The 25,000-nt window shown below is 42.7% G+C and carries 16 protein-coding genes and 3 pseudogenes; 5 read left to right on the forward strand and 14 right to left on the reverse strand.

The genetic code is table 11. The features are described from left to right. On the forward strand, nt 1-850 hold an 850-nt coding region (locus V7K62_RS07615; protein ID WP_334863277.1), incomplete at its 5' end, for a calcium-binding protein. A gap of 374 nt (nt 851-1,224) precedes the next feature. Here the strand turns inward: V7K62_RS07615 and V7K62_RS07620 are convergent. From V7K62_RS07620 to V7K62_RS07640, 5 genes and pseudogenes are all read right to left on the reverse strand, one after another. Continuing rightward, a complete protein-coding gene (locus V7K62_RS07620; protein WP_334863279.1) occupies nt 1,225-3,648 on the reverse strand; it encodes an endonuclease MutS2 in 2,424 nt (807 codons plus the stop codon). A 407-nt stretch (nt 3,649-4,055) separates the two neighbouring features. Continuing rightward, nucleotides 4,056-4,352: a DUF2288 domain-containing protein gene (locus tag V7K62_RS07625; protein WP_334863281.1), complete on the reverse strand. Its 297-nt coding sequence runs from the start codon at nt 4,350-4,352 to the stop codon at nt 4,056-4,058. A 36-nt stretch (nt 4,353-4,388) separates the two neighbouring features. Next, nucleotides 4,389-5,654: an RNA-guided endonuclease InsQ/TnpB family protein gene (locus V7K62_RS07630; protein ID WP_334863282.1), complete on the reverse strand. Its 1,266-nt coding sequence runs from the start codon at nt 5,652-5,654 to the stop codon at nt 4,389-4,391. 275 nt (nt 5,655-5,929) lie between these two features. After that, nucleotides 5,930-6,283: pseudogene (locus V7K62_RS07635) on the reverse strand (AI-2E family transporter); the annotation flags it as partial. Between the two features lie 255 nt (nt 6,284-6,538). Continuing rightward, nucleotides 6,539-7,177 (reverse strand): lysophospholipid acyltransferase family protein, encoded by a 639-nt coding sequence (locus tag V7K62_RS07640; protein ID WP_334863284.1) that lies wholly within the window; start codon nt 7,175-7,177, stop codon nt 6,539-6,541. 134 nt (nt 7,178-7,311) lie between these two features. Between V7K62_RS07640 and V7K62_RS07645 the strand changes: the two genes are divergently transcribed. Further along, nucleotides 7,312-12,744, forward strand: a complete 5,433-nt coding sequence (locus tag V7K62_RS07645; RefSeq protein ID WP_334863286.1) for an AAA family ATPase — start codon at nt 7,312-7,314, stop codon at nt 12,742-12,744. A 313-nt stretch (nt 12,745-13,057) separates the two neighbouring features. Here the strand turns inward: V7K62_RS07645 and fabD are convergent, their stop codons facing one another. The 4 genes from fabD to V7K62_RS07665 form a co-directional block, all read right to left on the reverse strand. Next, the gene (gene fabD / locus V7K62_RS07650; RefSeq protein ID WP_334863288.1) at nt 13,058-13,939 is read right to left on the reverse strand and encodes an ACP S-malonyltransferase; all 882 of its coding nucleotides are present in this window, start codon (nt 13,937-13,939) and stop codon (nt 13,058-13,060) included. Nucleotides 13,940-14,041: 102 nt separating this feature from the next. Continuing rightward, nucleotides 14,042-15,034, reverse strand: a complete 993-nt coding sequence (locus V7K62_RS07655) for a beta-ketoacyl-ACP synthase 3 (protein WP_334863290.1) — start codon at nt 15,032-15,034, stop codon at nt 14,042-14,044. A gap of 245 nt (nt 15,035-15,279) precedes the next feature. Continuing rightward, nucleotides 15,280-16,302, reverse strand: a complete 1,023-nt coding sequence (plsX, locus tag V7K62_RS07660; protein ID WP_190938809.1) for a phosphate acyltransferase PlsX — start codon at nt 16,300-16,302, stop codon at nt 15,280-15,282. A 247-nt stretch (nt 16,303-16,549) separates the two neighbouring features. Continuing rightward, nucleotides 16,550-18,034, reverse strand: a complete 1,485-nt coding sequence (locus tag V7K62_RS07665; protein ID WP_334863295.1) for a leucyl aminopeptidase — start codon at nt 18,032-18,034, stop codon at nt 16,550-16,552. 357 nt (nt 18,035-18,391) lie between these two features. Between V7K62_RS07665 and V7K62_RS07670 the strand changes: the two are divergent. Then, nucleotides 18,392-18,663: pseudogene (locus tag V7K62_RS07670) on the forward strand (type II toxin-antitoxin system RelE/ParE family toxin); the annotation flags it as partial. 258 nt (nt 18,664-18,921) lie between these two features. Further along, nucleotides 18,922-19,137: a hypothetical protein gene (locus tag V7K62_RS07675; RefSeq protein ID WP_334863297.1), complete on the forward strand. Its 216-nt coding sequence runs from the start codon at nt 18,922-18,924 to the stop codon at nt 19,135-19,137. Nucleotides 19,138-19,257: 120 nt separating this feature from the next. Here the strand turns inward: V7K62_RS07675 and V7K62_RS07680 are convergent, their stop codons facing one another. The 5 genes and pseudogenes from V7K62_RS07680 to V7K62_RS07700 form a co-directional block, all read right to left on the reverse strand. Next, nucleotides 19,258-20,472 (reverse strand): EcsC family protein, encoded by a 1,215-nt coding sequence (locus V7K62_RS07680; RefSeq protein WP_334863482.1) that lies wholly within the window; start codon nt 20,470-20,472, stop codon nt 19,258-19,260. A 153-nt stretch (nt 20,473-20,625) separates the two neighbouring features. Next, nucleotides 20,626-20,934: pseudogene (locus tag V7K62_RS07685) on the reverse strand (type II toxin-antitoxin system PemK/MazF family toxin); the annotation flags it as partial. 35 nt (nt 20,935-20,969) lie between these two features. Further along, nucleotides 20,970-21,206 carry a hypothetical protein gene (locus V7K62_RS07690; RefSeq protein WP_334863299.1) on the reverse strand — a complete coding sequence of 79 codons (237 nt, stop codon included), beginning with the start codon at nt 21,204-21,206 and terminating at the stop codon, nt 20,970-20,972. Nucleotides 21,207-21,319: 113 nt separating this feature from the next. Next, entirely contained in the window at nt 21,320-22,144 is an 825-nt protein-coding gene (locus V7K62_RS07695; protein WP_334863301.1) for an alpha/beta fold hydrolase, read from the reverse strand. 72 nt (nt 22,145-22,216) lie between these two features. Further along, nucleotides 22,217-22,942: a lysophospholipid acyltransferase family protein gene (locus V7K62_RS07700; protein ID WP_334863303.1), complete on the reverse strand. Its 726-nt coding sequence runs from the start codon at nt 22,940-22,942 to the stop codon at nt 22,217-22,219. Nucleotides 22,943-23,322: 380 nt separating this feature from the next. Here V7K62_RS07700 and metG point away from each other — a divergent pair, with 380 nt between their 5' ends. Then, on the forward strand, nt 23,323-24,924 hold the full coding sequence (gene metG, locus V7K62_RS07705; protein WP_334863305.1) for a methionine--tRNA ligase: 1,602 nt from the start codon (nt 23,323-23,325) through the stop codon (nt 24,922-24,924). Nucleotides 24,925-25,000: the final 76 nt, after the last annotated feature.

Raw genomic sequence — 25,000 nt, forward strand, 5'->3', positions numbered from 1 at the left:
GGGGAACTCTGGCAATGATACGCTCTCTACGGGATCTGGTGGCAAAGATACGATAGATGGGGGTAAGGGTAACGATTTGTTGTCCGTCGATTACACCAATGCTACAGGGGGGATTACTTCAACTTTTAATGCCATTACTAACACTGGCTCAATTACAGAAGGCACGAGTCGGGTTAGTTACAAGAATATCGAAAGATTAAATATCTCAGGTACAGCCTTCGATGACAGTATTGTGGGGAACTCTGGCAATGATACGCTCTCTACGGGATCTGGTGGCAAAGATACGATAGATGGGGGTAAGGGTAACGATTTGTTGTCCGTCGATTACAGGTATGCTACAGGGAAAATCACTTCAACTTTTAATGCCACTACTAAGACTGGCTCAATTACAGCAGGTACGAGTCGGGTTAGTTACAGCAATATCGAACAATTAAATATCTTAGGTACAACCTACAATGACAATATTGTGGGGACTTCTGGCAATGATACGCTCTCAGGGAGTTATGGCAATGATACCCTCTATGGGGGGGATGGTATTGATACCTTTGTTTTCAATGACTATCAAAACGTTGATAGCCTTTATGACTTCAACGCCACCAATGAAGTGATTCAGGTATTACGTAGTGATTATTATTCTAGTCTTGGTGGGTTATCACCAGGCACGCTCTTGGCTACTCAGTTTACCATCGGAACATCTGCAACTACTAGCGAACAGCGATTTATCTACAGCAGCGCTACAGGTGGACTGTTCTTTGACCAAGATGGTAGTGCATCTGGGTTTACTCAGGTGCAATTTGCACAATTATCTGCTGGATTGTCACTAACTAACAACAATTTTGTAGTTGTTTAATCGGTATTAGTACTTTACCATCACTAGGAGGTAGGGGTTGCGAGGTGCTATTTTTAGCATCTCGCAATTATTCTATGAGAGAGTGTAAAATCGTGGCGAATTGATGGTTAAATTTTAAACGCATAGGCGCTTCGCCTTCCCGCAGGGTAGGGACACACAGGTAAGCGCAGAGTAACGCAGAGAAGTCGCTTGTTTAGTATTGCAACTAAATAGTACTACTAATTTGCTGTCTTATCCACACACGAAATGCTTTCATTGTCGCATTTCTACCATTGGTTTTACTCAGCATCAAATATTGGGGAATCACTTGATGAATTGGGAGATTTCGGCTCTCACAATTATTTGATTGAGTTCAAGTAACATAGCAAATAAGTTTATTTTATGTGAGCAACGGTAACACCACTACCGCCATCTGCTTGTTCTGCTGGTTCGTAGTTGTTCACTCTGGGATGGTGTTGCAAAAAGGCGTGAACTCCTTGCCGCAGTTTACCAGTGCCGTACCCGTGAATAATCCAGAGTGGGCTTGTAGCTTCCGAGATGGCTTTATCTAAAATGTATTCGGCATCAGCCACACGTTTACCACGCAAATCGATGGTATTTTGAGAAGTCCGAATTTCTGGGACACTTTGCGGTGGTGGCGTTACTGCTGCTGGGGCTGGTTTGGCTTTGACGATTGGTTCGGGTTTTTGACCATCTAGAGATTCTACGTCTTCCAACTTCACAGTCATCTTCATTAGCCCAAACCGAACGCTTAACTCCCCATCTTCATCGGGGGCGGTGATCACATCTGCTGTCTGTCCCAGTTTGGGAACGCGGACACGATCGCCTATTTTGGGCATAAACCCAATTTTTGGTTTTGCTGGCGTTACTGGCTGATATTGCTGGCCAATTTGATTCAAAGCATTGGTGGCTTGCTGGGCCTCTTGGGCTGTAGGCGTACCTTTCTGCAAACGGCGGATTACTTGGGCAATTTCACCTTTTGCCTGAGCGATCGCTTGTTGGACTGCTATTTCCTGTGAAGCCCGCAAACTGCTTTCCCTCTCCTCCAAACTTGCGGCTTTTGCCGATACTTCTTTGTATAAACGTTCCGCTTGCTGCAACAAACTTTGGGCTTCGGCTGCTTTGGTTTCCTGGCGGCGGCGTTGCGCTTCTAAGCCAGCAATCACCTGGTTAACTTCATCTGTGGCCTCTCCCACTTGGGTTTTTGCCTCTTCTACCACTTCTGCTTTTAATCCCAAGCGGAGGGCAATGGTTAAAGCATTAGAACGTCCGGGGATGCCCCACAGTAGACGGTAAGTAGGCGACAGAGTACTTTCGTCAAATTCTACAGAGGCATTTTCAAACCGGTCGTCTTCGTATTTTAGGGCTTTTAGTTCGCCGAAGTGAGTGGTGGCAATAGTTAGCTGAGAGTGGTTGGCGAGATATTTCAACAAGGCGATCGCTAAGGCGCTACCTTCCACTGGATCGGTGCCTGCGCCAACTTCATCAAGTAATACGAGTGATTGGGGCATGAGACATGGGGCATTGGACTCTCCCTCATCTCCCTCTACTTCCCCACTGCCTAATGCTTCCAAAATCCGACTAATCCGGCGGATGTGTCCAGAGAATGTGGATAAACTCTGCTGCAAAGATTGTTCATCGCCAATATCTGCCAGTACTTTATCAAACCAAGGTATTTCTACTGGTTCGCGGGCGGGGACAAATAAACCCACTTTGGCCATTAATGCTGCTAACCCCAAGGTTTTTAAGGTTACAGTTTTACCGCCAGTATTTGGCCCGGTAATTGTTACTACCCGAATTTGCGGACTGATCAGCAAATTTACAGGAACTACTGGTTGTCCTTGTTCGTGCTGTTCTTGCCACACTAACAGGGGATGTCGTAAGTTCCGCAAGGTAATGATTTCCCTGTCTTCCCGCTGGATAAATCGCGGGGGATTCGCTCCTAGCCAGTAACTATATCGCGATCTAGCGGTTGCCAGATCCAAAGTAGTAGCGATCGCTAACAACCTCTCCAAATCTGGTTTGACTGCGGCTACAAGTTCGGTCAAAACGCGGCGAACCGTTTCTTCTTCGGCTTGCTCTCTTCTGATTATCTGCCGCAGCTGGTTGCCCAAGGGCACTACTGAATTCGGTTCCACATAGAGCGTGGCACCGCTGGTAGAGGTATCGTGGACTATACCGGGGATGGCATCTTTTTGGGGTGCTTTTACAGGGATAACAAAGCGATCGCTCCGTTGCGTAATTAGCTGTTCTTGAACTGCGCCAGATTTTGCTTGTAAGATATTTTGCAGCTTTTGAGTAATCTGAGTGCGTAATCGCCGCAAGTCTGTGCGAATTTCTCCCAGTTTTTGACTCGCGCGGTCAGTTACCTGGGCCCGTTCATCAATACAGCGGTGAATTTCCTGCTCTAGTTCTGGATAAGTCCGCAAATCGGCAACCAACTCAGTCAGTATCGGCAAATCTTCCTGATTGTCAATGACACGGCGCAAATTTCTGACACCAGCGAGGGTAGTGGCGATCGCTAACAGTTCATCCCCTGTCAAAATTCCACTGCGTTCTGCCCGTTCTAGGGAATCGCCAATATCTTGAATCCCTTCAAATGACAGTCCCGTAGTCAGGCGAGTTTCCAGTTGGTAAACTTCTTTGGTTTGCTCTAACAACTGTTCGCTTTGGATCTGAGAATCGGGTATTTTCAGATGACGCGCGGCTGTCGCCCCCAGCTTAGTTGCCGCAAAGGTGGCGAGGTGGTGGCAAAGGCGATGCCATTCTAATAATTCTAAGGTTTCAGATTGGATCAAGGTTTCAACATCTAATCTGAAATTATCGTAACAATTCTAGCTCCTAGATGGGTAAACATTAAAGGAGAAAATTTTGCTTCGGTCAATAGTCAATCCATTTTGGATTTTAGTCTGAATACCTGCGCCGACACCTTAAGCCGACGCACCCTCCGCATCTTGGAACAGACTTTCAGATATAAAAGTTCATGTTGAAGATGAGTTAGTCGAAAGTGTTCGGTGCGACTTGTTTAGTGTAGGGCTAGATCACAAAATGAAAATGTACTCTCAACGACTCTGTTTAGAACCACTAGAAACGTATCATGCCGAACTGCTTTTTGATGGATTACAGAGTGCCAGTATATACGACTTTATCGAAGATGTGCCGCCACAAAGTGTTGAATCGCTATCGAAAACAACACATAAACTAATTAAGTGGCGGCTATTTCTTGTGCCAAAACGTAAGGTTGGACAATGAGAGTATTAAATCGCTTACTGCGATCACCGTTCCATTCTCCCACCTGTACTATCGTGGGTTTGGCAATCAATTGTTTATCAATCCACTGTTCCACTGATGGTATATTATCACTGGCGATCGCTACTCCAACATCCACCAAGTCTAGCTCAAGCGTCACCAAAATTACTGCATCTCTTTGTACATGAGGAATTAACCATTCCCACTCTGCCTCATCCAAAATTTCTGTTAATTCCGCTCTTAAATCCGACATTACTTCCCAATGTTTATTTTTGACATCCTCCCCACCCTACTCCGTAGAGGGTGGGGATTCCAAAGATCGCTCTCTGGGTTTTCTCTTTCCACGAGTTGATTTGCTTGTTCGCGCTTCGCGTCTCCCCTTGGGAGAAGGAGTTTCCCCATTCAAGTATTGATCAGTCTCTCCAGAGACGTTGGTTCCGACGTGACCCGCCGTACTTAATCCTTTTTCTAATATGTTACGCGCCGCGTTCCAGTCACGGTCTTGGGTATGTCCACAATCAGGACAGGAATGGGTTCTAGTACTAAGAGATTTCTTCACAATTTGCCCACAATTAGAGCAATTTTGCGAAGTGTAGTGAGGTGGCACAGCAACTGTCACCACACCAAAAACCTTGCCAAAATACTCAATCCATTCACGGAACAAAGACCACGACGCATCACTAATTGACTTGGCGAGGTGTCTATTCCTCACCATGTTTCGTACCATCAAATCTTCATACGCCACGAGGTCGTTAGACCTCACCACGCACCTTGCTGTCTTAACAGCAAAGTCTTGACGTTGGCGACTTACTTTGAGGTGTTTACGCGCAAGTTTATTTCTAAACTTAATTCTGTTTTGAGAACCCTTTTTAGTCTTAGACATCCGGCGTTGCAAACGTCTCAAAGACTTTTCACTTTTGCGAAGATGTCTTGGATTGGCGACGGTTTCACCGTTACTATCGGTGTAGAAGTGGTTCAAGCCAACATCAATACCAATAGTTTTACCAGTTGGTTCTCGCTTCTCAATTCGTTCATGGTCAATGCAAAACTGGCAATAATAGCCATCTGCACGACGCACAACACGAATACGCTTAAACTGCTTCAATTGATAAAAATGTAGGTCACGAGTTCCCCACAGCTTAAAAGTTCCTGCCTTAAATCCATCCGAAAAAGTGATATACCTGCGGTCATCATCAAGTCGCCACCCACAGGTTTTGTATTCTACAGAACCGTGAGTCTGGTACTTTTTAAACTTTGGGAATCCCTTTTTCCCTGGTTTACCTTTTTTGCAGTTATCAAAAAATCGAGCAATGGCAGACCATGCCCTTTCAGCACTAGCTTGCCTTGCCATTGAATTAAGCTTGGCAGCATAGGGTAAATCAGGATTAGCAGCAAGTACAGCGCAATATGCGCTCAACTCGTATTTACCAATACCCTTATTGTCCATCCAGTATCGAACGCAACTGTTCCGAACAAAACGAGCAGTACGGATAGCTTCATCCAGCCTTCCGTACTGCTCGTTCGTTCCTTCCAGTTTTGCTTCAAATACTAGCATCTTTACGCTTAACTAAATAGACTAATCATAACACAGAAATTGTTAAAATCTCCACTGTTCCTTCACTTGTTTTGCTCCGCAAAACCATGCTTCTCTGCCAGAGGCTTGTCTGCGACACGCTCCGCGAACGCCAACAAAAACGTGGAGATTTTAACCCACCTTTCATCCCCTCCCTCAACGAAGTAGGGAGGGGATGAAAGGTGGCTCATGGTAAATGGCTATTTTTACATTATTCACTAGTTCCGAGTTCCTGACAAATGACAAATCACAAATGACTAAACTTCAGATTTCATTTCATCAATTTCAAATAAAGACACAATTACTCCAGCGATGGGAATAGATATAAAAACACCTAACAACCCTGCTACTCTAGCCCCTACTAGCAAAGCAAAAAATATTACTACAGGATTAAGATTCAACGCACCTTGCATAATTCGGGGCGCAATCAAGTTATCTTGTATCTGCTGAAGGATAATACAAGCTATCAATACTTTTAATGCTAACCAAACACCTTGAGATAAGACAAATAGAGTAACTGTGCTTACTCCTAATGTCGCTCCTATACCAGGAATTATATCAACAATTCCGACTATTATTGACAATATCAAAGCAAAAGGTACTTTGATTATTTAATCGCTCCCAAAAATTCTTGGCTTCAAAGCCGCTCATAATAATTCGTAATTCGTAATTCGTAATTCCTAGTTCGTAATTAAGACGTAAATAAAAGCTAGTTGTGTAGGGTGAGAAAGTTTCCCACCCTACAAGATGGATAATTTATTTGTTGGAAGTCCGTTAGTTGATTGCTAGAGTGAATTGACTTTAAGATTAGAGAAATCTAATAGCGATCGCTACCTCCCTAAAGCATATATCTGAGCTTACCTAAATCATCGTCCTAAATCATGCATTTCGTTAATTACCGTGGCACACTTTTGTGTCAACGCCTCCAATTCCTCTTTATTGGTGGAACTGGGAGCATCAAGCAAGTTACCAATTCTGACTGTGATGGGAACTGTGCGAGGTAAGGACGAGCCTTTTTGTAAAATCTTCTCAGTACCCCACACACTTACCGGCAATATTGGGGCTTTTGCTTTTGCCGCCAGTAGCAATGCGCCTCTTTTGGGGTCTGTAATTCGACCATCTGGGGTGCGAGTACCTTGCAAGAAAACACCGACAGCCCAACCGTTATTGAGATATTCTAGAGCGGAACGGATGGCATTGCGATCGGCATTTCCCCGACTCACCGGGTAAGCACCATACAATTTAATCGCTTGCGCCAAAATGGGGATATTAAATAACTCTTCCTTAGCCATGTACGCCACTGGACGACGTACACAATTAGAGACAATCGGCGGGTCAAAGTAACTAGCGTGATTACTCACAACCAGTAGCGGCCCTGATTGGGGGACATTTTCCGTACCATAAATCTGGCCCCGAAAGTAAGCGTGAAGCATGGGGCTGACGACTGACCATTTAAAGGCGTGGTAAAGTGCCAGACTGATCAACGGTTCGCGGTTTGTGTCCACAGAAGATAATGCAAATCAAACTGAACTTAGCATAAGCGATCGCAACACCCAGATCAAACGCAAAAAAGCTATAGATATGAATTACTTCACCCATCTGGGAACACTAAATCTAGAAATCTTTAGAATTTAGCAGTATGTTTCTCACTACAGTCAGTATTCCTGGATACAAGGTTAGCGAAAAACTCTACAACGGTTCTCGAACTCTGGTTTATCGCGGTTATCGAGAAACTGACTCATTACCTGTAGTGATTAAATTGCTGAAAAATCCTTATCCGAGTTTCAGCGAACTCTTATCGTTTCGTAATCAGTACACCATTACCAAAAATCTCAACTCACCTCTAATCATCCAAACTTACAGTCTAATAACATACCAAAATGGCTATGCGTTAGTGATGGAAGACTTTGGGGGGATTTCTCTTAAAGAATGGTTAGAGACGCGATTAATCGCGTCTGTAGCGAGTGGGGCGTGGGGAGTGCGGAAAAGCCTAGAATCTTTGATGGAGTTTTTAGAAATAGCGATCGCACTGTGTAATACCTTAGATATACTCTACCGCGATCGGATTATTCATAAAGACATCAAACCCGCGAATATTCTGATTAATCCCGAAACCAAACAAGTTAAATTAATTGACTTTAGTATTGCATCTCTACTACCACGGGAAACCCAAACACTAATCAATCCCAATGTCTTAGAAGGGACACTAGCTTATATTTCCCCAGAACAAACAGGCAGAATGAATCGGGGAATTGATTACCGTACTGACTTTTATTCTTTAGGTGTGACATTCTACGAATTACTGACTGGGGAATTACCGTTTAAGTCAAACGACCCGATGGAGTTAGTACATTCTCATATTGCGAAACTTCCACCCTTAGTACATAAAATTAACCCACAAATCCCGTCTGTACTCTCGGAGATTGTCAACAAATTGATGGCGAAAAATGCTGAAGACCGCTATCAGAGTGTCTTGGGATTGAAGCTTGATTTAGAAAATTGTTTACATCAGCTACAAGAAACTGGTATAGTTAAGGGTTTTGAGATTGCGAAACGGGATGTGTGCGATCGCTTCATTATACCCGACAAACTCTATGGACGAGAAACCGAAGTTCAAACCTTACTTGAAGCATTTGAAAGAGTGAGCCTTGGTGCAACAGAAATGATGCTGGTAGCAGGTTTTTCGGGTATTGGTAAAACGGCGGTTGTCAACGAAGTTCATAAACCGATTGTGCAGCAACGTGGCTATTTTATCAAAGGGAAATACGACCAATTTCAGCGCAATATTCCCTTTTCGGCATTTGTGCAAGCTTTCCGGGATTTAATGGGACAACTTTTAACAGAAAGTGATGCTCAAATCCAGCAATGGAAAAGCAATATATTAGAGGCTGTGGGGGAAAATGGACAAGTAATTATTGAAGTCATCCCCGAATTATCTAGAATTATTGGTATGCAACCAGCATTACCAGAATTATCAGGAACTGCCGCACAAAATCGATTTAATTCAATATTTCAGAAATTTATTAGCGTTTTTACAACTAAAAAACATCCCTTAGTGATGTTTTTGGATGATTTACAGTGGGCTGATTCGGCTTCTTTGAAACTCGTTAAATTATTGATGGGTGAGGATAGCAGATATTTATTATTAATTGGTGCTTACCGGGATAATGAAGTGTCTCCAATACATCCTTTGATGATGACTTTGGAGGATATGCATAAAGTGGGTGCAGTTATTAATAGTATTACATTGCAAGTTCTTAGTGAAAATACTTTAAATCGACTGGTTGCAGATACTTTAAATTGCATACACGAGCTAGCGACACCTTTGACCCAGTTAATTTATCAAAAAACTCAAGGAAACCCATTTTTTAGTACACAATTCCTCAAGGCTTTGTATGAAGATAATTTGATTGTATTCAACTCTTATCTAGGATGCTGGCAGTGCGATATTACCCTAGTTAAACAAGCTGCATTGACTGATGATGTGGTAGAATTTATGGCGCAACAGTTACAAAAGCTGCCTTTTTCAACCCAAGGGATTTTAAAGTTAGCGGCATGTATTGGCAATCAATTTAATTTGATGACCTTAGCAGCTGTTTCTCAACAGTCAGAGAATGAAACTGCTGCCGCACTTTGGAAAGCTTTGCAGGAAGCTTTGGTTTTACCACAAAGTGAAATTTATAAGTTTTACATTCCCGATAAAGAAGTAATTTACCAACAAGAAATGTCCCATGTTGTTAATTACAAATTCTCCCATGACCGCATTCAGCAAGCTGCTTATTCATTAATTCTTGATGAAGATAAACAAGCAACTCATTTACAGATTGGACGTTTATTATTATCCAATACTTCCGATGGCGAACAAACAGATAAAATATTTGATATCGCCAATCAATTGAATATGGGAATTTCCCTGATCGCCGATGATGTCGAGAAAATTAAAGTTGCCCAAATCAATCTCAATGCTGCTCAGAAAGCGAGAAGGGCAACGGCATATTCTGCGGCTTTTAGTTATGCAGAAAAAGGGATGACTTTGTTAGATGATAATAGTTGGCAACGGCAATATAATATTACTCTTGGTTTGCATGATATTGCCGCAGATACAGCATTTCTGACGGGTAGGTTTGCAGAAATTACTCCATTGATGCAGGTAGTAAAACTTAATTCCCAAACAGTAGTAGATAACCTTGCTGTTTATGAGGCTCAAATTCAAGCTTATAGTGCCCAGAAGAATTATCAAAAGTCGATTGATACGGGTTTAGAATTTCTCCAATTGTTAGGGATTAAATTACCATCCCAGCCAAGTAAATTACAAGTGTTGGCAGAATTAATCAAAACTAAGGTTTTATTGCGTGGTAATTCCTTAGAAAAGCTGTTGCAATTACCTGTGATGACAAATCCAGAAACTATTGTCGTACTGCGAATTAGCAATTTAATTTCCTATCCAGCATATTTCTGTTCGCAGCCATTAATGGCACTATTGGCATTTCTGGGTGTCCAAAAATCCCTTCAACAGGGTAATTCTATCTGGTCATCTAGTTTTTATACAATCTATAGCATTATTTTATCAAATTTGCAGGAATTAGAAGCAAGTTATCAAATGGGGCAATTTTCCCTGAAGTTACTAAATAAATTACCAAACCTCTACATTGAAGGAAAAATAAAAGTAAGCATAGCAATCTTCAGCCAAATTTGGCAACAACCACTCAGCAATAGCTTACACTTGATTCAAGAAGGCAAACAGGCAGCCTTGAATTGTGGAGATTTTGCTTTCGTAGGTACGGGATACTTCAGTGAAATTAATGTAGGTTTCTTCTTAGGAAAGCCACTCACTGAGTTGTTAGCAATCTCTGAACTCTACCATCAAGCATTGACAACGGAAATACCCGATGAAGTGAGTCTACAAGAAATTATTATACTGCGGCAGGTAATGCTAAATCTGACGGAGGCATCTCCCCAACCCCATATATTAGTTGGCACAGAGTGCGATGAAACACAGCTAATTCCCCACTTTCAAGCCAGTAATGATGCTGTCTTTCTTTCTATTATTTATTGCTTCAAAGTACTTATTGCATACTTATTTAGTAATATCCCAGTAGCACTTGATGCAGCAGATGCTTCCCTTCCCTACGAACATGAATTAATTAGCGCCAATGGTATTATATCTGTTTGGTTTTATGATACCTTAACGCGATTGGCTGCTTATCCTAACTCCTCACCTCAACGAAAAAAGCAGCTACTCAAACGAGTTACCAAAATTCAGCACAACCTAGAACGACGGGCAAAATTAGTTCCTACCGACATTAAACACAAATGCGATTTAATTAGAGCAGAACGCGATCGCATTCTCGGCAATAAATTTCAAGCACAAGAATATTATGATCTGGCAATAGCCGGGGCAAAACAAAACCGCTATATTCAAGAAGAAGCTTTAGCAAACGAACTCGCGGCTAAATTTTACCTCGAATGCGGTAAAGAAAAAATCGCTCAGGTGTATATGCAAGAAGCATACTACTGTTATGCCCGTTGGGGAGCAAAAGCCAAAGTTACCGACTTAGAAAAACGCTATCCCCAACTACTCGAATTTCTCCTGAAACAACAAAAACTTAATCTCAATCTCAACCCCTTAGAAACTATTGCCTTTGGTGGGACTTTCCCATCTACTTACACGAATACCATTGGCAGCACCAATATTTCCGACGTTTTAGATTTTACCTCTGCTCTGAAAGCCGCTCAAGCTATTTCCAGTTCTCTGGAATTAGATACACTCATCGCCAGTCTCACCCGGATTATCTTAGAAAACTCTGGCGCGATCAAAGCTGTACTGCTGCTTCCCCAAGAAAATATTTGGCAAGTACGAGTAATTACTTTTATTGATCATGAGGAAATACAAACGAGCCTCAGTCCACAATCATTAGACAATTGTCAAGATATTCCTGTAAAAATTATCCATTACGTCAAAAATACCCAACAAACAGTGGTTATAGACAATTGCAAAACAGATATTCCTGGTTTAATTGGGGAATATATGTTGTCACATCAACCCCAAAGTGTATTTTGTACTCCGATTATTAATCAAGGGCATTTGGTGGGGATTCTCTACCTAGAGAATCAAATGATTCAAGGGGTATTTAACAGCGATCGCCTCAGTATAATTAACTTACTTTCTTCCCAAGCAGCAGTATCCCTAGAAAATGCTGGACTTTATCAACAAGCCGGACAAGCACTACAAGACTTACAACAAGCACAGCTGCAAATTGTCCAAAGTGAGAAAATGTCTGCATTGGGTAACTTAGTTGCTGGGGTAGCCCATGAAATGAATAATCCTTTGGGCTTTATTTCTGCCAGCCTCCAACAAGCTAAACCCAGCTTTGCGGATATTGTTGAACACTTGAAACTCTATCAAGAAAGTCTACCAAATCCAGGCGATGAAATCAAAGACCATGCCGAAAAAATTGACTTAGATTATAGCTTAGAAGATTTACCCAAGATTATTGATTCAATGGTGATGGCGTGCGATCGCCTGGAAAATATCAGCACTAGTTTAAGAACTTTTTCCCGCGCTGATAAAGATTATAAAGTATCGTTTAATATCCATGAAGGTATCGATAGCACGATTTTAATTCTCAAACATCGCCTGAAAGCAAATGAACAACGTCCCGCAATTGAAGTTGTCACAAATTACGGTAATTTCCCTCAAGTAGAATGTTTCCCTGGTCAATTAAATCAGGTATTTATGAATCTGATAGCTAATGCTATTGATGCATTAGATGAATCTAATCATGGACGCAGTTTCCAGGAAATTAAAGCCAATCCTAACTGTATTACAATTACAACCTCAGCAGCAGATAATTTAGTTAAAATTGCGATCGCTGATAACGGTAAGGGGATGAATGAAGAAGTGAAAGAAAAGATTTTTGACCACTTATTTACTACAAAAGGCGTGGGTAAAGGGACGGGATTAGGATTAGCGATCGCTCGTCAAATCGTCGAAGAAACCCACAGTGGCAAATTGAGTTTAAACTCTGTTTTAGATAAGGGTACAGAATTTGTAATTGAAATGAAGTTATAGCGGTTCCCATTCAGATGCGGTACAACATTATATTGCCTGGTGTAGGGGCACGGCAGTGCCAACTTAAGCCCAAACCCCTTTAAAACCTCGTTTCCAGCCAGAGGCTGGAAATGCGCCTCCTGGCGGCTCTGCCGCCAGCAAGGGAGGCGGAGCCTCTAGAACGGCATTCCCAGTCTCCGACTGGGAACGAGATAAGGAGATAATCTCTAAAAGCTAGTTATAGACTGGCTTTTAGCTTAAGTTGACACCTATGGGCAGTGCCGTGCCCTTACGGGTGTACCTCACGCTTGTCGGGAAACGCTATATAAAAAAATTAAACAGGTAAATCAGCAGCACTCTGGATGTTCTGTAATATTAAATCAGGGCTACTACGTTTAATCAAGCCAGTTAACACTTTACCAGGGCCAATTTCCATTACTCGCTCGATACCATTAGCTGGTAATTGCAGAGAAATTTCTCGCCATCTTACAGAACCAGTCATTTGTTTGTTCAGGCGTTGCTTTAAAATCTCGGCATCAATAGACGGAATTGGTTCGACATTAGACAGCACTGGCACAATCGCGGGTTGAAATTCCACAGATTCTAAAATGTCTTGGAATTGGGCAGCCGCTGGTGCTATTAAATGTGAATGAAATGCTCCAGAAACTTTTAGGGGAATCGCACGCTTTGCTTTAACTTGAGTCATCACCGCTTGTACAGCTTCAGTCGTGCCTGAAATTACCACCTGAGCCGAACTATTATCATTTGCTATTACCACATCAGGCGTTTGGGAAATGACTTTTTCTAACTGTTCGCGGTCAAAGTTCATCAAAGCTGCCATCATACCACCGACGGCACTATCCATGAGTTCTGCACGACGCTTCACCAGATATAAACCAGCCGACCACTCAAAGACACCCGCTATATAAAGGGCAGTATATTCTCCCAAACTGTGGCCAGCAACTAAATCTGGCTGGTGTCCTCGTTCCCGAAGCAGATCAGCAAGAATGCTTTCAACCACATAAAGACTTGGCTGGGTATACAGCGTCTGTGATAACTTCTCTTCTTGAGTTTGACAAATTTCAGTTACAGACCAGCCCAAAATATCCTCAGCTTTGGCAAGCTTGTCTTTAGCAGATGGTATATCTAATAAGTCCATTCCCATTCCCAGCGCTTGAGAACCTTGTCCGGGAAACACCCATGCAGTTTTTGTCATTGGTCATTAGTCAGTGGTCATTGGTCATTTGTCATTGGTCATTGGTCATTTGTCATTAGTGAATAACAAAGGACAAAGGACTAATGACAAAGGACAAAATATTTATCTTCCCCATTTAAAAATTGCCGCGCCCCAGGTAAGACCGGCACCAAAGCCGGATGTAGCAACTATGTCATTGGGTTTAATTTTACCTTGCCGTACTGCTTCATCTAAAGCTAAGGGGATGGAAGCAGCAGAGGTGTTGCCATACTGGGCGAGATTACTGATAACTTTATGTTCTGGGATATTTAGGCGTTGGGCAACGGCATGAATAATCCGTTGATTGGCTTGATGCAACAGTAGCCAATCTATTTGATCAACGCTGAGATTGGCTTGAAACAAGGCTTTATCTATGATTTCTGGCACTTTTTGGACAGCAAAGCGGTAGACCTCTTTGCCGTTCATCGTAATGGGTTGGTAAGTGCCTTTGGTGATATTTACACCTGGGAGTATTTCTTGAGAAGCGCCTGCATAAGCAAGCTTAAGGTAATGGTTTTGAGTGCCATCACTTTTAAGTGCAAATCCCAATAAGCGATCGCTTTTGGCAGCCTGCAATACTACTGCTCCTGCACCATCACCGAACAATACACAAGTCCGCCGATCTTCCCAATCTACCCAGCGAGAGAGGATATCTGCCCCGATCAACAGTACATTTTTATAGACACCAGTTCTAATGTATTGGGCTGCTGTAACCAGACCAAACACAAAGCCGGAGCAGGCAGCGGTCAAATCAAAAGCTACTGCGTTGGTGGCTCCCAATAGAGCCTGTACTTGACAAGCACTACCAAACAAATCATCAGGGGTGGAAGTCGCTAGTAGAATCAGGTCTAGGTCTTCTGGTTTAATTCCCGAAGCTGCGATCGCCTGGCTGCTGGCGGCAGTAGCGAGTACACTCAAGGACTCAGATGGGAGTGCTAATCGCCGTTGACGAATTCCCGTTCTTGTGGTAATCCATTCGTCTGATGTTTCAACTAGTTCACTCAATGTCTGGTTATGTAGGGAAGTTGCTGGTACTGCCGAGCCGCTTCCGGTAATTGCTACGCCTAAGTTTTGCACTCCTAATCTCCCAAGCTATCAGCTTTTTGTCCTTTGTCTTTTGTCAGTTGTCCTACCCTGCGGGTACTCCTTCGGAGAACTCGGAGAGTCGCCAAAGGCGGGTCTATGTCAGTTGTCCTACCCTGCGGGTACTCCTTCGGAGAACTCGGAGAGTCGCCAAAGGCGCGTCTATGTTCAGTTGTCCAAAGTCCAATTACAAATGACCAATGATCAATGACTAATGACTAATGACTAATGACTAATGACTAACCGCTCTCGCGCTCTAGGATATATTGGGACTGAATTCGTTGTATCACCTGGTTGTCAACAGCTTCTTTTGCCATGCGAATTGCGTTAAAAATTGAAGGAGCCTGAGAGCTACCGTGGCCGATAAAACAGACTCCTGCCACGCCTAGCAGCAAGGCACCACCATGTTCTGCGTGATCCATCCGCTGCTTAATCCGCTTCAGGTTTGGTTTTAAGAGTGCTGAACCGATTTGACCATGCAATCCTTGGGGTAATTCTTCCCGCAGAATTTGCAAAATCACTTCTCCGACGGCTTCGGCAAATTTTAATAATACATTGCCCACAAAGCCATCGCAGACAATCACATCAAAGCGACCGGAAAGCACATCACGCCCTTCAGCATTGCCAATAAAATTAATTTGAGAATTTTCGCGTAGCAGTTGGTGGGCGCGGACGGCTGCATCATTGCCTTTAGAGTCTTCTTCACCGATATTCAGCAAACCCACCTTCGGTTCAGTTGTACCCAAGACATACTGACTATAAGCCGATCCCATAACGCCAAACTGTTCTAAAAACTTGGGACGGCAATCTACATTTGCGCCAACATCAAGTACTAGCACTGGCTTACCAGCAATAATCGTGGGGAAAACTGTCCCGATGGCTGGGCGGTCAATTCCGGGTAATCGTCCTAAGCGGAGCAAAGCTGATGCCATTGCTGCCCCAGAGTGGCCGGCAGAAAATACGGCATCTGCTTTTTGCTGCTTGACCAAATCCATAGCCACATTGATAGAAGCCTTGCGTTTGCGTCTAACTGCATTTAAAGGCTCCTCATCCATAGCGATCGCTTCCTCAGCAGTAACGATCTCTACCTGCCCTAAACTTGTTTTTGATGGCAAGGCAGCTTCTATTTGTTGGGGATCACCAACCAACAATACATCTACACCCAATTCTTCCCGTGCTCGCAATGCGCCAGCAACGATTTCACCGGGTGCGTGATCCCCTCCCATTGCGTCAATTGCGATCCGTACGCGAGTCGATCCCATTACTCACAGCTTCTAGAAACCTTACAAATTTTACCAGATGGCTTTGCCGAAAAAGCTTAACTTTCTCACCGCCAAATTATTTCTGTTACTATTGCAACAATTTTTGCTGGCAAGCTCAAGATAGCACGAATTGTTGGTCATTGGGCATTGGGCATGGGGCATTGAGATTAGGGGGGAGGTGACAGGTGAGAGGTGATAGGGAATAATCTGTACCCTATAACCTGTAACCTATTCCCTTCTTCACTCCCTACTCCCCACTTCCTAGCACCCAATCAACTAGCGTCCGAACGCCGTAGCCAGTTGCCCCGGCGCCGTTGTAGCCATTTTCTTTATCTGTCCACACTGGGCCAGCAATATCTATGTGCGCCCAAGGGGTTTCTTTGACGAATTGTTTGAGGAAAAGGGCAGCGGTAATTGCACCACCTGGACGCGGGCCGGTATTTTTCATGTCCGCTATACCAGACTTTAAGCCTTCAAAATATTTTTCTTCCATTGGCATCCGCCAAATCTTTTCTCCTGAAGTTTCCGCAGCTTTTTCGATCTGGGAGGCTACAGCATCATCGGGAGTGTACAAACCAGCAATATCGTCACCCAAGGCGATGACGTTGGCACCAGTTAGGGTAGCTAAATCGACGATCGCATCTAAGCCCAGTTTGTCGGCATACACCAAAGCATCTGCGAGGGTCAAACGTCCTTCAGCGTCGGTGTTGTTCACTTCGATTGTTTTGCCGTTTGATGCTGTGAGAATGTCTCCAGGGTGCATGGCGTGACCGCTAATCATGTTTTCAGCTGCCGCCGAAATAAAGTGAACTTCAACATCTGGCTTGAGTTGAGCAATTGCTTTTGCAGCGCCCAAGGTGGCCGCTGCACCGCCCATGTCCATCTTCATGGTTTCGATGCCGCTACCAGCACCTTTAATGTTGAGTCCGCCGGAATCGAAGGTTACACCTTTACCAATAATTGCTAATTTCTTTTTGGGTGTACCTTCTGGCTTGTAAGTTAGATGAATGAATTTCGGTGGCAAATCGGAAGCTTGTGCTACTCCCAAAAAAGCACCCATACCCAGCTTTTCACAGTCTTCTCGTTCCAGAATTTCTACTTGTAAACCGTACTCCTTGGCGATCGCAACAGCAGTTTCCGCTAAAGTAATTGGTGTTACTGCGTTAGCTGGCGCTGCTACTAACTGCCGTGCCAAATTTACCCCGGAAACGATTTGATTGGCGCGGGTGATGGCGGCTTCTTGTCCACCAAAACCTAGTAAATCTACGGTTTCTATTTGTGAACCTTTCTCTTCTGGTGGTTCTGATTTAAAGCGAATATCTTGGTAAAGCGCCAATTCCACACCTTCTGCGATCGCTTGGGCACTTGCCGCTGGATCGTTGTTCCATAATGGAAAACTAAAACCCAGAATTTTGCTTTTTTGCTTTTTTCCTACCCTAGCTACAGCAGCAGCAGCGCGGCGCAGAGTATCTGGTTTTAGTGTTTCTGGTTTTCCTAAACCTACCAAAATCAATTTCCGCACTGGGCTACCAGCATTCACACGGGTAAAAATAGTGCTATTGGCTTTACCTTTAAATTCTTCTTCAGCAATCAGTTCTTTTAAGACTCCAGAAAACTTTTGATCTAAAGTTGCCACTTCTCCAGTTAACTCTATTGCATCTTCAAATAATCCAATTGCCAAACTATCGCCCGCCCACTCTAGCAAAGGCTGATCACTAGGTTGAATTTTCATTTTGGGATTTTGTGTAAATATTCCTTCTTGTACCAGTATTGCTCAAAATTCTTGTTTCAGTATAAGAGGATGAATGAACAAGTCCTGTTGTTGGTAGCAAAAAGTTTTAGATCCCCCTAAATCCCCCGATAAATTGGGGGACTTTAAGAAGTTTTCCCCCCTTTTGAAGGAGGGCTAGGGGGGATCAAGATGTGCTGAAAATCACAGCTAACCACTTTTAAAACAACCTCTAAGGGGAGTGGGGAGTGAGGGAGATAGGGGAGATGAGGAAGCAGGGGCCAGTAGCTATAATTTAGTGCTGAGAGTGTCAATCGATATACTTTTGAAAATGGATGAAATTTTAACCATAATAAATTAGTGGAATGGCAAGTTGAGTTTCATGATGATTTCGAGTCTGAGTTCGATGCTCTACCTCAAGAAGTAAAAAATGAGTTGCTTGCTACGGCTCAGGTTTTAGAAAAGTTTGGCCCACAAGCAAAACGTCCTCATGTTGATACACTCAAAGGTCAGAGTACGTAAACATGAAAGAGCTAAGATTCTCAGCTTTTGGTGGTGTTTGGCGTGTGGCGTTTGCTTTTGATCCATTGAGACAAGCCATTTTATTGGTTGCAGGTGACAAATCCGGTGTTAGAGGTTGTTTGAAAAGTCTTTGGCTGTGATTTTAGGCACTTCTTGATCCCCCCTAACCCCCCTTAAAAAGGGGGGAACCGGAATCAAAGTCCCCCAATTTATCGGGGGATTTAGGGGGATCTAAAACTTTTGATACCGATAAGAGGACTTTTCAAACATCCTCTTAGCCAAAAACTTTTTTATAAACACTTAATTCCAAAGGCTGATACACGGTACAAGAGTTATCTTCAAAAACTAAAAGAGCAAGAGTAAGAAGAATGGGTAAAAACCTAAGAGAAAAAATTAACGAGCAGTTAATAGAAAGCCAAATTAAAATTCAAAGCCGCGCTCAAGAATTAATAGCTCAGGAATTAAATAGACAAAAACTTAGAGTAGAGAAACAACAACTTAAATTTAGAGTTAGAAAGCGAAAAGGTTTGAAACAAAGAGAGGTACTTATATTTGGAAAAATTAATAACAGAACATTAGTTTAGTAAAACACTACAAAAGCCTGCCAAACTCCAACGACTTGGCAAGCTTTAAACTTATTAACAATGTTTAGCCTCATTCAATCTTTTGAATCAGCTTAGAAGGGTTAGTTCTGTCTTTGATACTCATAAACTCCGCTCAGAACTCCACTTGTTACCTCCTCTGACTAATGCCCCATGCCCAATTGCATTTGTGTCAATGTCAAATTTGCTGGCGATCGCTTCTATTATTTCTTGCTCAACTGGTGTAGTCTGATTGTCAAGCTGGGCAATTTTGTCACACTGAGCCAACAAGGGTATGGCAAAATCACGATTCAATTGATTGAGCAATACATCTAAAGGCTGGGGCGATTTGATATTTTGGGCGATGGCATCCAATGAGTTCGGACTGAGGTTTAGAGCTTGTAATTCTGGCAAAATTTCTTTCCAAGTCTTTTCTGGATGACTAGCAAGGATCATGTGGACTAAGATTTGATCCATGAGAGCTTCTTGAGCGATCGCACTTTCTAGATACTTTTCACTTTCGGCTTTTAATGTTGCTAATGTCTGTGGCGATGCGAGGGAAGTAGATTCATCCAGCTTGGCTTCGTAAAATCGACAAGCAGCATATCCCAATGAATAGATCATCGTCGCATTTGAACTAGCTCCAATCACCGCACCCGCCAAGGGCACATTTCGCAGCAAGCCTAACCCCGCAGCTTTCAACAAACGCCCTCCACCCAAAGCCAAGCCAAAAATTGCCAAAATTTCACCTTTACGGGCAGGATCTTTTAAATCTAGCCCGTAGACAGATGCAATTTGATAAAGCATTTCTGACTGCAATTTTGTCGTGGCTGTTAAATCAATTGCCAACAATGCCACTGCTATTCCTGGCAAAATACTAGTGGCTAGTCCAACTGTGGCTGCTTGAGTTGCTTTTTCCACCATGATTCGGTGAGCAATCTGGTTGGGTGATTCATTTGGATACTGTTTCTTAAGCTTGTTTACCGCCGCTTCTGCTTTTTCCAAATCAACCAGGTTGGTATCACTAATGAGCCAATTGAGATTTAAGACTCCAGATAGTTTTCTAATCAGCCAATTTTCGCTGAGACGATTCACAACCTGACCGCTGGTTTGAGTTGTTTGCTCAATTAACTTGTGTGTTTCTTTCGCTGTCGCTTCTCCCACCCCTAATGCTGTGTCTAAAACTGCTTGGCCAGTCTGAGCAACAGTTTTAACCAAAGACTCTAATATAGACGGTTCATTTTCTACTGATGATTGAGCCTGTATTTTTACTTCTGAACTTTCTCTGGGTGAATTAACTAATTTATTCACCTGTATTTCTTGGGGTTTGTCTGCCATTGCTTGACACCATCTTGTAAAGCCTATCTCTTTAAACTTGTAGCGAAAGCGTGAGTGGCTTGACATCTCCCTACAAGTACAAGTTGTCAGAGCAAATAAAAATTATTCTGGGTCTTAACTGTAGACGTGCCAAGGGTGACTGAGGTTCTGATTTTACAACTGATAACCTAATGTCAACAACACTTTACCTTCTAAAATAGTGAGTATTTCTGGAGTCAGAACGCCCAGTTTTCTTTGCAATCTGGTTTTGTCAATTACCCGCAATTGGTGGCAAAGAGCAACTGAATCTCGTTCTAATCTACCTTCACCACTTGGAATTAATAAACAGGTTGGCAAAGACACACGACGTAAATTTGTTGTTAAGGGAATGGTGATCACAGTGGTGAAAAATTCGGCGACGATATCATCTTGAAAGATCATAACTGGTCTTGTGCCTGCTTGTTCAGAATCCTTGGTAGGGTCTAAATTGGCTAACTATACTTCACCTCGTTGAACCCTCATTTCAAATCTTCTTGTGTAAGAAGTTCTGCATATTCATCTAATCCTGCTTCAGCCAGTTGACGATCTTCCTGGGCAAATTCACTGTAAAGAGCAGCTATTTGATTTTTATCTATTTGCCAGCTAACATTTCTGCTGCGGAATTTGAGGAAGGCAATAAAATCACTAACTTGTTTGAGTTGTTCTTCATTCAATTTGTCTAATTCATGGCTGAGGAACTCTTTGAGAGCAACCATTTGAGAGTCTCCAAAAATAATGTGGTTAAGGTTTTTGAGGACGTAAGCATTATTTGAAGGTGAGGAGATATTAGATGTCCTTTACCCTATCTTCTCACCTAACAAGGCAAAAGTTAAAATATTGCGATCCCTGTACCCGTATCAGCTTGACTTTCTAAAAATTCGTTATCCTTAAGAATTTCATAGAGATTAGTATCTTGTTCTAGCAAGCAAGCGTGTCCACAATTGGGCAACACTACAATCTTGTTATTTGGTAAGAGGTTCGCTATCCGGTTAACTTCAGTTACAGAAGGCAAAAGGCGATCGCTAGCACCAGCAATCAACAAAACTGGTTGAGTTAAGCGACTTAACTGTTCCTCATCAACATGAAACTCTCGCAGTAAAGACAACCGCCAAAGAACCGTTTCTACCGGGACAGAACGCATAGTTTTCAGCAGATCGTGGCGATCGCTCTGAGAAATACGTGACAAAGATGCTAAAAACGGCAATAACCCCAGTGCGCCAACATCATACAATTCTGATGGCACTAAGTAAGTTAGTTGGGATGCCCAACTTAACCAAGGGCGAAGATGAAAGGATGAAGCTGGGTTAATTAGAATGATTCGCTTAAATAAATCGGGTGCTTGGATTGCCACTTTCATTGCCAAGCAACCACCAAAGGATTCGCCACACAGGTAAACTGGCCTCTGAGAGCTTTTTTCTAATTCGGCGTCGATCAAGTCCAATACACTCTTAGTTAGCACATCCCAAGTGTTAAGGTCTTTCCGGGGGAGTGCTAAACACCGGACATCAAAGCCAGCTTCTAATCCAGCGGTTTGCGATCGCAATAGTTGACCAGTTCCATCCATTCCTGGCAAATATACTAATAGCGGATACTTTGGCTGTACTCGTTTAGGAGTCAGGAAACAAGGGTTTAACTCAACTTCTGTGATAGTCATTGGTCATTGGTCAATGGTATAAAACTTTTGGACTGCTGATTGTTGCTTATAAAAGCTTCGGTGCTTTTGATTCTAATAGCAACCTTGACGCAGTAAATTGCTAATTTCGCCGTGACAGTGTTCCGTCAGTTCAGCCACAACAGTTCTGGCCTGTTTGCCATGATATTTTTTATGATGTTGGGGCGTAATCCAATAAGGACGACCGATTAACACCGCAACCCGACGATAAATCACCAAAGGATGCCACCCACTTTGATTAAATAAAGGTTCTGAAGGGTCAAATACACTCAAAAGCCTTAAAGGAAAGCCATTCGTGTTTACTTCTTCCAAGGAGGCGATCGCGATCGGCAAAATAGCTAAATCCTGCACATTCGCTCGCAATGCTAAATGGGCAAATCCCCGCTGGAACTCACCCACCTGGTTTGGTTGAGTAAATTTCACCATTGGTTCAGTCCCTTCTGGAAATACTCCCACCATCTGCTTGGACTGCAATAGCACCTGCGACTGGGAAAAAAAGCTTTGCTGGCGGTTTTGAGTTTCCTCTAACGGGAAACACCCCAATTGACCGGTGACAATCTCCCGCATTATTGGAACTTGTCCCATATAGTGATGGCAAGCAAAGCGAATCGGACTCGATAACGCCGCCATTAAAATCAGTGCATCCATAAAGCTGCGGTGATTGCTGACTACCAACACGCTGGCATTCTGAGGAATCCGATCCTCATAATAGCGAAGCATTTGTGTTGAGAGTGCCGCCACCAAAGCGCGAGAAATCTCTAGGGGGCTATTTCGACTCATACCTAATCAATATATTTTCCGGTAAATATGGCGGTTTATCTGAATTTCATTTTTACATTTCTTTACTATTGCCATGACCGTCTTAAGATAGAAATATCTAATCTCCAAAAGTAACTAGATTTTCCGCGTTCTCAATTATGTATTCTTGATCACAAGAATATCTAATAGAAACTATTCAAAAAAATTATGATTAGTTAATTTCCATTTTTTTAGGTAAAAATGAGTTTAATTGATGCATATTACCAAACAATTCTTGACCTGATAAATTTGCTAGGATGAAGATGTTATTGGAAAAAATCGGAATAATATTGTATAATTGCGTGGTTTTGCCAACAAAAGCTAAGATGTAAAACGTTTTAATAAGTTAATTTTTATTTTGCATGAATGTGAAGAAAACAGAAAAGACATTTGCCCTGACCACACCCCTATATTATGTAAACGATATCCCTCATATAGGCAGTGCTTATACTACGATCGCCGCAGATGTAGTCGCGCGATTTCAGAGGCTACTGGGGGATAACGTATTACTAATTACAGGTACAGATGAACATGGGCAAAAAATTCAGCGATCGGCAGAAAGTTTAGGCAAAGCACCACAAGAGTTTTGTGATGAGATTGTCCCTAGTTTCGTGAGTTTATGGCAATTATTAGACATTCAATACGACCGCTTTAGTCGGACTACTGCACCTCGTCATGAAGCGATCGTCAAAGAATTCTTTGAGCGAGTCTGGGAATCTGGTGATATTTATCAGGGACAACAACAAGGCTGGTATTGCGTATCCTGCGAGGAATTCAAAGAAGAACGGGATCTGCTAGAAGGACACCGTTGTCCAATTCATACTAACAAAGAAGTGGAGTGGCGAGACGAGCAAAACTATTTTTTCCGCTTATCCAAATATCAAACTAAGCTGACAGAATTTTATCAATCTAAACCGGATTTTATTCAACCAGAAAGTCGGCGTAATGAAGTTCTCAGCTTTGTAAATCAAGGGCTGCAAGACTTTTCAATTTCGCGGGTGAATCTAGATTGGGGATTTCCGGTACCAGTTGATCCCAAGCACACTCTTTACGTCTGGTTTGATGCGCTGCTAGGTTATGTCACAGCATTACTAGAACCAGATGCAGAACCGACTTTAGCAAATGCTTTAGAAACATGGTGGCCGATCAACCTCCACCTAATTGGTAAGGATATTCTGCGCTTCCATGCAGTTTATTGGCCAGCAATGCTGTTGTCAGCTAGCTTACCCTTGCCAGAGAGAGTATTTGGGCATGGCTTTTTGACCAAAGATGGGCAGAAGATGGGCAAAAGTCTGGGTAACACCCTTGATCCTGTGGCGTTAGTTCAGCGCTATGGTAGTGATGCCGTTCGTTATTACTTCCTTAAGGAAATCGAATTTGGCAAGGATGGAGATTTTAATGAAGTTAGGTTCATTAATGTTCTGAATGCAGATTTGGCAAATGATTTAGGTAATTTGCTCAATCGCACCTTGAGCATGGTGAAAAAGTACTGCGCCCAGAATAATGTCCCATCAATCGGCAATGAAGCGATTCCTGACGAAAATCCTTTGAAAGCAATTGGTTTACGTCTAGGGCAACAGGTAAAACAATCATACCAAGAGCTAGCCTTCAGTCAAGCCTGCGTGGCCATACTTTCACTGGCGCAAGCCAGTAATAAGTTTATTGATGAACAAGCTCCTTGGTTGTTATATAAACAGGGACAGCAAGAGTCGGTGGAAAAGGTTCTCTACGCAGTTCTAGAATCAGTTAGACTAGCAGCTTATCTGCTTTCCCCAATTATTCCGAACATCAGTAGCGATATTTATCAGCAGCTGGGCTTCGGAATAAACTTTAACGAGCAAATACAAAGTTCACTTACCGCTCCTTTTACCATCCATGCTACATGGGGAATACTATCTAGTAAACAACCTTTGGGTAGACACCAACCGGTTTTTCAGCGAATAGAATCCCCGAAAAACGATTAGTCCTTATCAAACTCTGATTTTGTTCAATTTTTTATTTTCTCACAAAATTTATCGTGGCTCAATTTAAATTAGCCCC

The organism is Nostoc sp., assembly GCF_036917935.1.
In the GTDB taxonomy this organism is placed as follows: domain Bacteria; phylum Cyanobacteriota; class Cyanobacteriia; order Cyanobacteriales; family Nostocaceae; genus Nostoc.